Origin of the sequence: Pseudomonas proteolytica (assembly GCF_007858275.1) — a bacterium.
Taxonomy (GTDB): Bacteria; Pseudomonadota; Gammaproteobacteria; order Pseudomonadales; family Pseudomonadaceae; genus Aquipseudomonas; species Aquipseudomonas proteolytica.
In genome coordinates this window covers 266,410-280,128 of sequence record NZ_VFEV01000001.1, presented here as the reverse complement: position 1 = coordinate 280,128, position 13,719 = coordinate 266,410, and the positions used below count along the sequence as shown (strand labels likewise).

At 62.9% G+C, this 13,719-nt stretch carries 8 protein-coding genes; 5 read left to right on the top strand and 3 right to left on the bottom strand.

Annotated elements, in window-relative coordinates:
* Nucleotides 1-24 precede the first annotated feature (24 nt).
* Genes ptsP through FIV38_RS01230 form a run of 3 tightly spaced genes read left to right on the top strand, consistent with a single transcriptional unit; the run spans nucleotide 25 to nucleotide 5,543 of the window.
* On the top strand, nucleotides 25-2,883 hold the full coding sequence (ptsP, locus tag FIV38_RS01240; RefSeq protein WP_092238358.1) for a phosphoenolpyruvate--protein phosphotransferase: 2,859 nt from the start codon (nucleotides 25-27) through the stop codon (nucleotides 2,881-2,883).
* The gene (gene pfkB, locus FIV38_RS01235; RefSeq protein ID WP_092238355.1) at nucleotides 2,884-3,825 is read left to right on the top strand and encodes a 1-phosphofructokinase; all 942 of its coding nucleotides are present in this window, start codon (nucleotides 2,884-2,886) and stop codon (nucleotides 3,823-3,825) included. It abuts the gene before it with no gap.
* Nucleotides 3,826-3,836: 11 nt separating this feature from the next.
* Entirely contained in the window at nucleotides 3,837-5,543 is a 1,707-nt protein-coding gene (locus FIV38_RS01230; RefSeq protein WP_092238352.1) for a PTS fructose-like transporter subunit IIB, read from the top strand.
* Nucleotides 5,544-5,757: 214 nt separating this feature from the next.
* Here FIV38_RS01230 and FIV38_RS01225 read toward each other — a convergent pair whose 3' ends face one another.
* Both FIV38_RS01225 and FIV38_RS01220 read right to left on the bottom strand, forming a co-directional pair.
* The gene (locus FIV38_RS01225; protein ID WP_092238349.1) at nucleotides 5,758-8,283 is read right to left on the bottom strand and encodes a PepSY domain-containing protein; all 2,526 of its coding nucleotides are present in this window, start codon (nucleotides 8,281-8,283) and stop codon (nucleotides 5,758-5,760) included.
* A gap of 136 nt (nucleotides 8,284-8,419) precedes the next feature.
* A complete protein-coding gene (locus FIV38_RS01220; protein WP_092238347.1) occupies nucleotides 8,420-10,708 on the bottom strand; it encodes a TonB-dependent receptor in 2,289 nt (762 codons plus the stop codon).
* A gap of 216 nt (nucleotides 10,709-10,924) precedes the next feature.
* Here FIV38_RS01220 and FIV38_RS01215 point away from each other — a divergent pair, with 216 nt between their 5' ends.
* Nucleotides 10,925-11,605, top strand: a complete 681-nt coding sequence (locus tag FIV38_RS01215) for a Fe2+-dependent dioxygenase (RefSeq protein WP_092238343.1) — start codon at nucleotides 10,925-10,927, stop codon at nucleotides 11,603-11,605.
* 2 nt (nucleotides 11,606-11,607) lie between these two features.
* Nucleotides 11,608-12,363 carry a tetratricopeptide repeat protein gene (locus tag FIV38_RS01210; RefSeq protein ID WP_092238340.1) on the top strand — a complete coding sequence of 252 codons (756 nt, stop codon included), beginning with the start codon at nucleotides 11,608-11,610 and terminating at the stop codon, nucleotides 12,361-12,363.
* Between the two features lie 106 nt (nucleotides 12,364-12,469).
* On the opposite strand, the gene FIV38_RS01205 is transcribed toward FIV38_RS01210, so the two are convergent.
* Nucleotides 12,470-13,633: a type III PLP-dependent enzyme gene (locus tag FIV38_RS01205; protein WP_032861941.1), complete on the bottom strand. Its 1,164-nt coding sequence runs from the start codon at nucleotides 13,631-13,633 to the stop codon at nucleotides 12,470-12,472.
* Nucleotides 13,634-13,719 lie beyond the last annotated feature (86 nt).

The window sequence follows — 13,719 nt, the reverse complement described above, 5'->3', positions numbered from 1 at the left end:
CACCGCACTAACTAGGAGAAAGGCATGCTTGAGCTCACCGTAGAGCAGATATCCATGGGCCAGGTGGCTGTGGATAAGTCTGCTGCCTTGCAACTGCTCGCCGAAAAACTGGTGGCCGACGGCCTGGTCGCCGAAGGCTACCTGAGCGGCCTGCAAGCCCGTGAAGCGCAAGGCTCGACCTTCCTCGGCCAAGGTATTGCGATCCCCCACGGCACCCCCGAAACCCGCGACCAGGTGTTCGCCACCGGCGTGCGCCTGTTGCAGTTTCCCCAAGGTGTGGATTGGGGCGATGGCCAGATCGTCTACCTGGCGATTGGCATTGCCGCCAAATCCGACGAACACCTGCGCCTGCTGCAACTGCTGACCCGCGCCCTCGGTGAAACCGACCTGGGCCAGGCGTTGTGCCGCGCCACCTCGGCCGATGCGCTGCTCAAACTGCTGCAAGGCGCGCCCCAGGAGTTGGCGCTGGATGCCCAGATGATCGGCCTGGGCGTATCCGCCGACGATTTTGAAGAGCTGGTGTGGCGCGGCGCCCGCCTGCTGCGCCAGGCCGACTGTGTGAGCAATGGCTTCGCGGCGGTGCTACAGCAAGTCGATGCACTGCCCCTGGGCGATGGCCTGTGGTGGTTGCACAGCGAACAAACGGTCAAGCGTCCAGGCCTGGCCTTCGTCACCCCGGACAAGCCCATGCGCTACCTGGGCCAACCCTTGAGCGGCCTGTTTTGCCTGGCCAGCCTCGGCGAAGCTCATCAGGCATTGCTCGAGCGCTTGTGCGTCTTGCTGATTGAAGGGCGCGGCCAGGAACTGGGGCGTGCCACCAGCAGCCGCGCGGTCCTCGAAGTGCTGGGTGGCGAATTGCCCGCCGACTGGCCCAGCGCCCGGATCGCCCTGGCCAACGCCCACGGCCTGCATGCGCGGCCGGCCAAGGCCCTGGCCCAACTGGCGAAGAGCTTCGACGGTGAGATCCGCGTGCGGATCGTGGACGGGCAGGGCGGTGCCGTGTCGGTCAAGAGCTTGAGCAAACTGCTCAGCCTCGGCGCCCGGCGCGGTCAGGTGCTGGAATTTGTCGCCGAGCCCGGCATTGCCGACGACGCCCTGCCGGCGTTGTTGGCGGCAGTACAAGCCGGCCTGGGCGAAGAGGTCGAGCCGCTGCCGGCCGTCAGTGCGCGGGTCGAAGAGGTCGAGAGCGAGCCGCCATTGCGCGCGCCCGCTTCCGGCAGCTTGATCCAGGCCATCGCCGCCGCCCCCGGGATTGCCATCGGCCCGGCCCATATCCAGGCGTTGCAGCCTTTTGACTATCCACTGCGCGGCGAGTCGGCCAGTGCCGAGCGCGAGCGTTTATCCGCGGGGTTGCGCGAGGTGCGCGCTGATATCCAGGGTTTGATCGAGCGCAGCACGTCCAAGGCGATCCGCGAAATTTTCATCACCCACCAGGAAATGCTCGACGACCCGGAACTGACCGACGAAGTCGACACCCGGCTCAAACAGGGCGAAAGCGCCGAAGCCGCGTGGATGAGTGTGATCGAAGCCGCCGCCAAGCAGCAGGAGTCCTTGCAGGACGCGTTGCTCGCCGAACGCGCCGCCGACCTGCGGGATATCGGCCGGCGTGTGCTGGCGCAACTGTGTGGTGTCCAAACCCCACAGGAACCCGACGAGCCCTACATTCTGGTGATGGATGAAGTTGGCCCATCGGATGTGGCGCGCCTCGATCCGGTGCGGGTGGCCGGGATTCTTACCGCACGCGGTGGTGCTACGGCCCACAGCGCCATCGTCGCCCGCGCCCTGGGGATCCCGGCGCTGGTCGGCGCCGGGCCGGCGGTGTTGCTGCTGGCCTCGGGCACGCCTTTATTGCTTGACGGCCAGCGCGGGCGCCTGCATGTGGAGGCCGATGCCAGCACTTTGCAGCGCGCCATCCAGGAACGCGATACCCGCGAGCAACGGCTGCAGGCCGCTGCCGCACAGCGCCATGAACCGGCCTTGACCCGTGACGGGCATGCTGTGGAAGTGTTCGCCAATATCGGCGAAAGCGCCGGTGTGGCTGGCGCCGTCGAGCAGGGTGCCGAGGGTATTGGCCTGCTGCGTACCGAGTTGATTTTCATGGCCCATTCCCAGGCCCCGGACGAAGCCACCCAGGAAGCCGAATACCGCCGTGTGCTCGACGGCCTGGCCGGCCGTCCGCTGGTGGTGCGCACCCTGGATGTGGGCGGTGACAAGCCGCTGCCTTACTGGCCGATTGCCAAGGAAGAAAACCCGTTCCTCGGTGTGCGGGGCATCCGCCTGACCCTGCAACGCCCACAGATCATGGAAGCGCAACTGCGCGCGCTGTTGCGCTCGGCGGACGGTCGCCCGCTGCGCATCATGTTTCCCATGGTCGGCAGCGTCGATGAATGGCGCCAGGCCCGGGACATGACCGAACGTTTGCGCGAGCAGATCCCGGTGGCGGACCTGCAATTGGGGATCATGATCGAAGTACCCTCGGCGGCGTTGCTGGCGCCGGTATTGGCCCAGGAAGTGGACTTTTTCAGCATCGGCACCAATGACCTGACCCAGTACACCTTGGCGATCGACCGTGGTCACCCAACCCTGTCGGCCCAGGCTGACGGCCTGCACCCGGCAGTGTTGCAACTGATCGACATCACGGTGCGTGCGGCCCATGCCCATGGCAAATGGGTGGGTGTGTGTGGCGAGTTGGCAGCGGATCCGCTGGCGGTGCCGGTGCTGGTGGGCCTGGGTGTGGATGAGTTGAGTGTGTCGGCGCGCAGTATTCCCGAGGTCAAGGCCCGGGTGCGTGAATTCAGTCTGAGCGAGGCCCAGGGCCTGGCGCAGCAAGCACTGGCGATGGGCTCCCCTGCCCAAGTGCGTACGCTTGTGGAGGCCGTGTAAATGGCGAAGATTCTGACCCTGACGCTGAACCCGGCGTTGGACCTGACGGTGCGTTTGGCGTGCCTGGAACCGGGTGAGGTCAACCGCAGCGAAACCCTGCTGACCCATGCCGCCGGCAAGGGCGTGAACGTGGCGCAGGTGCTGGCTGATTTGGGCCATTACGTGAGCGTCGGTGGATTTCTCGGCGCGCAAAACCCCGAGGCTTTCGAGGCCCTGATCGCCAGCCGGGGGTTTGGCGATGCGTTTATTCGTGTGCCGGGCGAAACCCGCAGCAATATCAAGATTGCCGAGCAGGATGGTCGGGTCACCGATATCAATGCACCGGGGCCGCTGGTGAGCGAAAAGGCGCAAGCGCAATTGCTCAAGCTGATCGCGGTGATCGGCCCCGAGTTCGATGCGGTGGTGGTCGCCGGCAGCTTGCCGCGGGGCGTCAGCCCGCAGTGGTTCCAGGGTTTGCTGGAGACGCTCAAAGACCTCGGTTTGAAAGTCGCCCTGGACACCAGTGGCCAAGCGCTGCGTGCTGGCTTGAAAGCCGCGCCGTGGTTGATCAAACCCAACACTGAAGAACTCGCTGAAGCGCTCGACTGCCCCACGCAAACCATCGCCCAACAAGCCCGCGCGGCTGCGCATTTGCACGCCCAAGGCGTGGAGCATGTGGTGGTGTCCCACGGGGCCGACGGTGTGAACTGGTTCAGCACCAACGCAGCGTTGCACGCCACGCCGCCCAAGGTCAGCGTCGCCAGTACCGTGGGTGCCGGCGACTCCTTGCTGGGGGGCATGCTGCACGGCCTGCTCAGCGGCGAGGCGCCCGAGCAGACCCTGCGCCGCGCCACCGCGATTGCCGCCATGGCGGTCACGCAGATCGGTTTCGGCATCAGCGACGACGCGCAACTGGCGCGTCTGGAAAGCGGCGTGCACGTACGCCCGCTGACAGAACAATAAGAGGGTTTGTGATGAAATTAGCCATTGTTACTGCCTGCCCCAACGGCATGGTCACCAGTGTGCTGTGCGCCCGCTTGCTGGACGCCGCCGCGCAACGCCAGGGCTGGAGCACCAGCGTCGAAGTGGTGGATGCGAACCACCCCGGGCGCGCACTTTCCCAGGCCACAATTGACGCGGCCGAGTGGGTGTTGCTGGTCGCCAGCACGCCCGTGGACATGCAGCGCTTTGTCGGCAAACGCGTGTATCAGAGCACCCCGGCCCAGGCGTTGCAGGACGTTGAAGCGGTGCTGCAACGGGGCGCGCAAGAAGCCCAGTTGTACGTTGCCAGCGCCAGCGTGCCGACCGTAAAAAACGCACCGCGCATTGTCGCCATCACGGCCTGCCCTACCGGCGTGGCCCACACCTTTATGGCCGCCGAGGCATTGCAGCAGGCCGCCAAGGCCAAGGGCTATGACCTGCAGGTGGAAACCCAGGGCTCGGTGGGCGCACGTACACCCTTGAGCGAGCAAGCCATTCGCGATGCCGATGTGGTGCTGCTGGCCGCCGATATCGAAGTGGCCACGGAGCGCTTTGCCGGCAAGAAAATCTACCGTTGCGGCACCGGCATCGCGCTCAAGCAATCCGCCGCGATCCTCGATAAAGCCCTGGCCGAGGCCCAGCAGGAAAGCGCCGCCAGTGGCGCGGTAGCCAAGACGGAGAAAACCGGGGTCTACAAACACCTGCTGACCGGGGTGTCGTTCATGTTGCCGATGGTGGTGGCGGGGGGCTTGTTGATTGCCCTGTCCTACGTGTTCGGTATCCATGCTTACGAGCAGCCCGGCACTTTGGCGGCGGCCCTCAGGGCGGTCGGCGACCACGCCTTCACCCTGATGGTGCCGCTGCTCGCCGGCTACATCGCCTACTCGATCGCCGACCGTCCGGGGCTCGCGCCGGGGATGATCGGCGGCCTGTTGGCCAGTACCCTGGGCGCGGGCTTTATCGGCGGGATCTTCGCCGGTTTTCTCGCCGGCTACAGCGTCAAGCTGATCACCCGTATGGTGCCGTTGCCGCAGAGCCTGGAGTCGCTCAAGCCGATCCTGATCATCCCGTTACTGGCGAGCCTGTTCACCGGCCTGGCGATGATCTACCTGATCGGCCCGCCCGTGGCGCAAATGCTGGCAGGCCTGACCGACTTCCTCAGCACCATGGGCACCACCAATGCGGTGCTGCTGGGTATCTTGTTGGGCGGGATGATGTGCGCCGACCTCGGCGGGCCGATCAACAAGGCGGCCTACGCGTTCTCCGTCGGCCTGCTGGCCTCCCAGAGCGGCGCGCCGATGGCCGCTACCATGGCGGCGGGCATGGTGCCGCCGATTGGCATGGCTATCGCTACGTTCCTGGCCCGGCGCAAGTTTGCCCAGACCGAACGCGAAGCCGGCAAGGCCGCGTTGATCCTGGGCATGTGCTTTATCTCGGAAGGCGCCATCCCGTTCGCTGCCAAGGACCCGCTGCGTGTTATCCCGGCCAGCATCGCGGGTGGCGCATTGACCGGTGCCTTGTCGATGTACTTCGGCTGCAAGTTGATGGCACCCCATGGCGGGCTGTTTGTGATGCTGATCCCGAACACGATCAACCATGCGCTGCTGTATCTGGCGGCGATCGTTGCCGGCAGCGTGCTCACCGGGTTGGTATACGCCGTGATCAAGCGCCCCGAGGCCGTCGAACTGGCAGTCGCCTAACTAACCCCCGTAGAAACCGGCTTGCCGGCGATGGCGGCCGCGAGGTTGATGCAAGGCTCAAGGGCCTCGTCGCTGCATCGGTATCTACACCACTTTCAGAAACTGACGCCCCCCCGTGGCAAGCCCGCTCGCCACGGGGGGGGGCGTCAGTTTCTAGATGTTGTGTAGATACTTATGCTCATCGCTGGCAAGCCAGCTGGAACCATCATGTTTGTCAGTAGACATCCCGGCGGTAACGGCCCTGTTCGATCAGCCGTTCCACGGCTTCACTTCCCAGGACCTCCACCAACACCTGATCGACCCCCGCCGCCATGCCCTGCAAACTCCCGCATACATAAATCACCGCGCCATCGGCCAGCCATTTACGCAGCACATCGGCGGATTCGCGCAGGCGATCCTGAACGTAGACCTTCTCTGCCTGGTCCCGCGAAAACGCCAGGTCCAGTAACGCCAGGTCGCCACTGGCCAGCCAGCCTTGCAGCTCGTCCTGGCAATGGTAGTCATGGGCGATGTTGCGTTCGCCAAACAGCAGCCAGTTACGTTGCTGACCGTCGGCGATGCGTGCCTTGAGCAAGCTGCGCAAGCCCGCCAGGCCGGTGCCGTTGCCCAGCAGAATCATCGGCACTGGGTCGACTGGAAGGTGGAAACTGCTGTTGCGCCGTACACGCAGGCTGATCGCCGAACCCAGTGGTGCGTGCTCGGTCAGCCAGCCGGATGCCAGGCCCAGGCTGCCGTCGCTATGACGCTCCTGGCGCACGATCAATTCCAGCACGCCATCGCTGGCAATCGAGGCGATGGAGTATTCGCGCATGGCCAACGGCACCAGTGCGTCCACCAGGGCGCGCGCATGCAGGCCGACCAGGTGTACGCGATTGTCCGGCAGCTGACGGCCGGCAAGTACCTGTTCCAAGGGGCGCGCCAAGCCATCGATTAGCACTTCGTCCGTGCCGGCAATGCCCAGGCCATCGAGGAAATGCTCGACGGCCCACGGACAATTGCGCGGCACGACTTCCACCAGGTCGCCGGCCAGCCAGTCACGTGGTGCGGGCGGGTTGAGCCCCAACAGGTAGACTCCCGAGCCGCTGCTGTCAGGGTTGAGCAGGGTGCGCTGGCTCAAGGTCCAGTTCTCGTAGCTGGCGCTGGCCCATGCAGCTGCCGGTGCGTGGCCGGTGATCTGGCCCAGTTGTTGTTGCCAGTGCAGCAGGGCTTCTTCGTCGCCGCTGTCGACCTCGACCGGGGCGAACAAGGCGTTGCCGCCCTGGTTGGTCAGCCAGAAGTGCAGGCGCCGGGCAAAGCCGCAGAAGTGTTGGTATTGACGATCGCCCAGGGCCAGCACTGAATAGTTCAGGCCCTTGAGACTGAGGTCGCCACCCAGCACGCTGCGTTCGAAGCCGCGTGCGCTGTCCGGTGCTTCGCCGTCGCCGAAGGTGCTGACTACAAATAGTGCATGTTCCGACTGGCGCAAGTCCTCTTCGCTGACGCTGCCCAAGGATCGCACCTTGACCGGCAACCCGGCGGCCTGCAATTGGCCGGCGGTCTGCCAGGCCAGCTGTTCGGCAAAGCCGCTCTGGCTGGCGAAACCGATCAGCCAGGCCGGTGCATCACTGCGGTTGCTGCCCAGGCTTTTGCGGGCATCGCGCACCTGGCGCTTTTTGCGACGGCGGTCGAGGTACAGCAGCCAGCCGGTAATAAAGAACAGCGGCATGCACAGCGAAGTGACGGTGAGGATGATCCGCCCCGCCAGGCCGAAATAACTGCCCACATGCAGCGCATAGATGCTGGTCAGCAACTGCGCCTTGAGGCTTTTGTCGGCATAGCGCTCGACGCTTTTGACCACGCCGGTGGCCGGGTCCAGGTTGATCTGGTTCAACGCGCGGTCATGGGGAGAACTCTGCAACAGGTAGTAGACCGTGGCCGGTTGCCCGGCGACAGCTGGCATACGAATGTTGTAGGCGCTCAAGTGCGGGCCGGCGGTGCTGTAGATGCTGCTCCAGATGGCGTCGTAGTTGGCGACGGGGGCCGGCCCCGCAGGCGCTGGGCCACGGTTGCGCACCCGCTCGTTTTGCGGGGCATCGGACAACAATCGGGTCAGGCCTTTGCTGTACCACTCGTAGGACCAGTACAGGCCGGTGAGCGCCGCCAACAGATAGAACAGCAAGCACCACGTGCCGAACACCGAGTGCAGGTCCCAGTTGAAGCTGCGGCCTTTCTTGCGCCAGTCCAGGGTCAACCAGGCGCGCCAGCTCGCTACCTGGCGCGGCCAGCGCAGGTACAGGCCAGAGAGGCAGAAGAAAATCAGGATCAGCGTACAGGCACCGGTGATTTGCCGGCCGGTATCACCGATGGCCAGGAAGCGGTGCAGTTGCAACATCAAACCGAAAAAGTCCTGGCCGACGGCGTCGCCCAGGTAGTCGCCGGTGTACGGGTCGAAGTAGCGCATCTGCCCCCGGCGTTCGCCCGCTGGTGGTGTGAAGAAGACGCGGGCGGCGTTGCCGCTTTCGCTTTCCACCCACAGCATGGACACGGTCTTGCCTTCGGTGGTTTCGAGTTTGCGCACCAGTTCGGCGGGCGGCAGCACACCGGCAGGTTGCTTCTCCACGGTCAGTACCGTCGGGTTGAGCGCCCGCAGGATCTCATCCTGGAACGAGTACGCAGCCCCGGTAATCCCCATCAATGCCAACACCAGCCCGGCGGTAATGCCGAAAAACCAGTGCAACTGGAATAGGGTCTTCTTCAACACGTCGGACGGCCTCGCTGAGCTGGATAGGAATTTTACGGCGCGCATTATGCCGTGAGTTGTCGAGAAAGATTCTTTTTTACATACAAAAGCCCCAGGCATCCGATGCGCGGGGCTTTTGCGTGAAACGTCCAGCCGCTTAGAAGTGGAAGCTGGTGGTCAACAGCGCTGTACGACCGGCTGCCTGGTTGGCGAAGTGCGCGCCGTAGGCCTTGTCGTAGTAGGTTTTGTCGGTCAGGTTCTGCACGTTCAATTGCAGGTCGACGTTCTTGGTCAGCTTGTAGCTGGCCATGGCGTCGTAGCGGGTGTAGGACGGTACGTAGACGGTATTGCCCGCGTCGCCGTAGACGTCGTCCACATAGAACGCGCCGCCGCCGACGGTCAGCTTCGAGGTGATGTCATACGTTGTCCACAGGCTGAACGAGTTCTTCGGCGTGTTGGGCATTTCGTTGCCTTTGTTGGAGCCGGCAGTGACGACGCCCTGGCGGTTGCCGTTTTTGCCCGGGTCTACCAGCTCGCTTTTCAGGTAGCTGTAGCCGGCGAACACTTGCCACTGCTCGGTGAGCTTGCCGCTGGCCGACAACTCCAGGCCATCGACGCGGGACTCGCCAGCGTTCTCATAGGTGTTGGAGTTCACCAGGATGCGCGCGTTTTTCTTCTCGGTGCGGAACACCGCTGCGGTCAGGGACAGGCGGTCGTGGAACAGGTCCCACTTGGTGCCCAGTTCGTAGTTGACGGTTTCTTCCGGCTTCATGTCGCTGGTGTTGATGCCAGTCGGGATGGCGTTGGAATCGACACCTTCACCCACCAGGCCGCCAGCAGGCGAGGCCGAAGTGGCATAGGAGGTGTAGATGCTGCCGTTTTCCATCGGCTTCCAGACCAGGCCGGCTTGCCAGTTGAAGAACTGGCTATCGTCCTTGAGCTTGGTACGGCCGGTGGCTGCGTTGCTGTTGGCTTCGGTATCGAAGGTGTCGTAGCGCAGGCCGACGTTCAGCAGCCATTGCGGATCAAGCTCAATGGTGTCGAACACGTAGGCGGCGCGGCTGGTGGCCTTGGTGTTGGTGCCCAGGTAGTTGCGGGCGACGCTGCCGGTCCAGGCATCGTCCGGGTTCGGGTTGCTCAACGATGTGCACTGACCACCCTTGCCGCCACCGGCCACCGTGCAGACCGGGTTGGCGTTTGGACTGACGGTATAGCCGCTGACGCGGGTTTCTTCACCGGTAAATTCCAGGCCGGTGGAGTAGCTGTGCTTGAAACCCAGGGCCTGGAAATTGCCAAACAGATCGGTCTGGTTGGTGGTGGTCGTGGTGGTGGAAACGCGGCTGTTGGCCCGGCGCCAGACGGTGCCGAACTGGTTGACGTTGTGCTGGCTGTCGTCCGGCTGAGTGAGCACGTAGTCCTGGCCGGTGCTGCCGTGGCGCAGGGTGTTCTTGATCGTCATGTTGTCGTTCAGATCGTGCTCGATGGAGAACGTACTGATATCGGCGCGAGTCTTGCGAAAGTCCCGATCCTTGAGGCCGTAGAAGTTGCTGCTGTCGCCGCCGTCGGTGGGTTTGTCGTGTACATGCGCGGCATTTGACGCGTTGTTGCTGTAACCGTAGGGAATGCCCGAATCCGGCAGGTCGTTGCTTTCCATGTGGTAGTAGCTGAGGTTGACGCGGGTCGGAGTGCCCAGGCCAAAGGTCAGCGACGGTGCCACGCCCCAACGGTCGTAATTGACGGCGTCGCGGCCGGCAACGTTCTGTTCGTGGCTCATCAGGTTCAGGCGGAACGCGGCGTTGTCGAGGAACTGGCGGTTGACGTCGAGTGCATAGCGACGAGTCTGGTCGGAACCGTAGGTAAAGCCGCCATTGAGGAAGTCCCGCGCTTGTGGGGTCTTGCTCACCAGGTTGAGGCTGCCACCGGCCGAACCGCGACCGCCGAACGAGGAGTTGGGGCCTTTGCTGACTTCGATGGACTCGATATCGAAAATTTCCCGGCTCTGGCCGCCGGTATCACGCACGCCGTCCAGGTAGGTATCGCCCTGGGCATCGAAGCCGCGGATAAACGGGCGGTCGCCCTGGGGGTTGCCGCCTTCACCGGCACCAAAGGTAATACCCGGTACGGTGCGCAAAGCATCTTGCAGCGAGGTCGCGGCGGTGTCCTTGAGTACCTGCGCCGGCACCACGGTGACGGAACGGGGAGTGTCCACCAGTGGCGCGGTGTATTTCTGCGAAGACGCTTTTTCGGTTTGGTACGACGTTGCGTCCTGTTCCTGGCCGGTAATGCTGGTGGCACCGAGGGAAATACTGTTGCGCTCGCCTTTTTGTTCGGTCTCTTCGGCCGCTTGCGCCATATGGGCGACGGAGCTGGCGCTGATGGCCACGCCAATGGCCGAGGCCAGCAAGCGCGGTGAACTGTTTGGTGTTTTTGTAATGTGGCGCGACATGAAATTCCCTACCCCAAGGATGTTAGGGCGCGAAATATATTGTAAACAATTATGCATAGCAATTGAGATGCATTGCTATTTGCGCTCAATTTACAAAATTTACACTTCTGGGATTACGGTTTTTTACGGCTCATACGTCTGCCCGTCGGATCAGGGTTTTACAGCGTCAATAGTAATCAATACCATTGGCGCCCCTCTGCTCTCAGGTAACGCCTCATGCTGCTGCATATTCCCGGCCTGTTCTCCCGCGAAGAGGTGCTGCGCATCCGCGAAGCCCTGGAGCAGGCGGACTGGGCTGATGGCAAAATCACCGCCGGGCACCAGTCGGCCAAGGCCAAGCACAACCTGCAATTGCCGGAGGGCCATCCACTGGCCAAGGAAATCGGCGCAGCCATGCTCGATCGCCTGTGGCAAAACCCGCAATTCATGTCGGCGGCCTTGCCGCATAAAGTCTTCCCGCCATTGCTCAATTGCTATACCGCCGGTGGCAGCTTCGACTTCCATATCGATAACGCCGTGCGCCAGCCCAAGGGCAGCCCGGAGCGGGTGCGTACCGACCTGTCCTCCACGCTGTTTTTCAGCGACCCGGATGAATACGACGGCGGCGAACTGGAGATCCAGGACACCTTCGGCCTGCAGCGGGTCAAGCTGCCCGCCGGTGATATGGTCTTGTACCCCGGCTCCAGCCTGCACAAAGTCAACGCCGTGACCCGTGGCGCGCGCTATGCCTCGTTTTTCTGGACCCAAAGCCTGGTGCGTGAAGACAGCCAGCGCACGTTGCTGTTCGAAATGGACGGCGCGATCCAACAGCTGACCCGCGATGTGCCGGACCACCCGGCGCTGATCCAGCTCACCGGCACCTATCACAACCTGTTGCGTCGCTGGGTCGAGGTCTGAGCATGGCTTTTCACTTGCGCCGCGAAGAGCGTCTGGACGGCGAACAACTGCGCGCCATGCTCGACGAATCACCGGCCCGTGCGGCCCAGGCGATCCTGATGGCGGCGAAGGAGGGGGTGCTCGATGCCCAGGCGCTACTGGGGCAAATCCTCTTGGACGGGCGCGGTATCGAACGCGACGAGGCACTGGCCCTGCGCTGGTTCCAGATAGCCGCACGGGGCGGCCACCTGATGGCGCGCAATATGCTGGGGCGTTGCCTTGAACATGGCTGGGGTTGCGTCGCCGATGAGCGGGCGGCTGCCGGGGAGTATCGTCTGGCCGCACACGCCGGGTTGGATTGGGGGTTGTACAACTACGCCAACCTGCTGGCCACCGGGCGTGGCGTGACGCAGGACCAACAACAGGCATTGGCCTGTTACCGCCAGGCTGCCGAACTGGGGCATGCCAAGTCGATGAACCTGTTGGGGCGTTACTTGGAAGAAGGGCAATTCTGCGCCCGAGACGTGCCCGCAGCGCGTGATTGGTATCGTCGCTCGGCTGAAGGTGGGGATTTTCGCGGGCAGTTCAGTTATGCGGCTGTGTTGGCAGACCAAGGCCTGGTCGAAGCGGCGCTGGAGTGGCTGCACAAGGCGCTGGAGGGTGGGAACCTGAAGTTCTTGCGGGTGGCGCAGCAAGCGCTGGCTGCGGCGCATGATCCGCAGATTCGCGCCATGGCCGTCGCCTACCAACAACGTGAGGCGCAGCTTGAAACCCTGTAGGAGCGAGCTTGCTCGCGAAGATCGCTAACGATAACGCGCTCAATCAGAGTGAACGCGTCGTCCTCGGGTTCTTCGCGAGCGAGCTCGCTCCTACAGTGGGCCGGTGTTAGACGTAGAAGGATTTCAGCGGTGGGAAACCGTTGAATTCAACTGCGCTGTAGCTAGTGGTGTACGCACCGGTGGACAACCAGTACAGGCGATCACCAATGGCCAGGTTCAGCGGCAGGCCGTACTTGTAGTTTTCGTACATGATATCGGCGCTGTCGCAGGTAGGACCGGCGATGACTACTTCTTCCATTTCGCCTTTTTTCTCGGTCCAGATCGGGAACTTGATGGCTTCGTCCATGGTTTCGATCAGACCGGAGAACTTGCCCACATCCGTGTACACCCAACGCTCGACGGCGGTGCGCGATTTACGTGCAACCAACACCACTTCACTGACGAGGATCCCGGCGTTGGCGATCAACGAACGGCCTGGCTCCAGGATGATTTCCGGCAGTTCGTCACCGAAGTCTTCCTTGAGGAAGCGGATGATTTCCTCGGCGTAGGTTTCCAGGCTGTTGGTACGGGTGATGTAGTTGGCCGGGAAGCCGCCACCCATGTTGATCAGCTTGAGGTGGATGCCGTCTTCTTCTTTCAAGCGCTCGAAGATCACCTTGACCTTGGCGATGGCTGCGTCCCACACGCTGATATCACGCTGTTGCGAACCGACGTGGAACGAGATGCCGTAGGGCACCAGGCCCAGGTCGCGGGCGAGGATCAGCAGGTCCATGGCCATGTCGGTCTGGCAGCCGAATTTACGCGACAAAGGCCAGTCGGCCGTGGTCGAGCCTTCGGTGAGGATACGCACATACACTTTCGAACCCGGCGCGGCCTTGGCGATGTTGCGCAGGTCGGCTTCGGAGTCGGTGGAGAAGAGGCGCACGCCTTTCTCGTAGAAGTAGCGGATGTCCTTGGATTTCTTGATGGTGTTGCCGTAGCTGATACGGTCGGCGCTGACGCCACGGTCCATGACCTTGTCCAGCTCGTAGATCGAGGCGATGTCGAAGCTCGATCCCTTGTCTTTCAACAGGTCGATGATCTCGACGGCAGGGTTGGCCTTGACGGCGTAGTACACCTTGGCGAATTCGAAACCGGCGCGCAGGTCGTCGTAGGCCTGGCTGATCATCGCGGTGTCGATCACCACGAACGGGGTTTCTTGCTTGTCGGCGAACGCCTTCATTTTGTCAAACGTGGCGCGCGCGAAATAGTCTTCGACATTGATCGACATGCTGGGAACTCCTAAGGGCAAACTGAAATTAACAATGGGTGCAAATGAACGTCCTCCGTATCCCCACTTTGGTTCGCCTACTTCCC

What these genes read in the sequence shown, in the direction of transcription:
- pfkB (WP_092238355.1), top strand. Translation starts at nt 2,884, where the DNA reads ATGGCGAAGATTCTGACCCTGACGCTGAACCCGGCGTTGGACCTGACG.
- ptsP (WP_092238358.1), top strand. Translation starts at nt 25, where the DNA reads ATGCTTGAGCTCACCGTAGAGCAGATATCCATGGGCCAGGTGGCTGTG.
- FIV38_RS01215 (WP_092238343.1), top strand. Translation starts at nt 10,925, where the DNA reads ATGCTGCTGCATATTCCCGGCCTGTTCTCCCGCGAAGAGGTGCTGCGC.
- FIV38_RS01230 (WP_092238352.1), top strand. Translation starts at nt 3,837, where the DNA reads ATGAAATTAGCCATTGTTACTGCCTGCCCCAACGGCATGGTCACCAGT.
- FIV38_RS01220 (WP_092238347.1), bottom strand. Translation starts at nt 10,708, where the DNA reads ATGTCGCGCCACATTACAAAAACACCAAACAGTTCACCGCGCTTGCTG.
- FIV38_RS01205 (WP_032861941.1), bottom strand. Translation starts at nt 13,633, where the DNA reads ATGTCGATCAATGTCGAAGACTATTTCGCGCGCGCCACGTTTGACAAA.
- FIV38_RS01210 (WP_092238340.1), top strand. Translation starts at nt 11,608, where the DNA reads ATGGCTTTTCACTTGCGCCGCGAAGAGCGTCTGGACGGCGAACAACTG.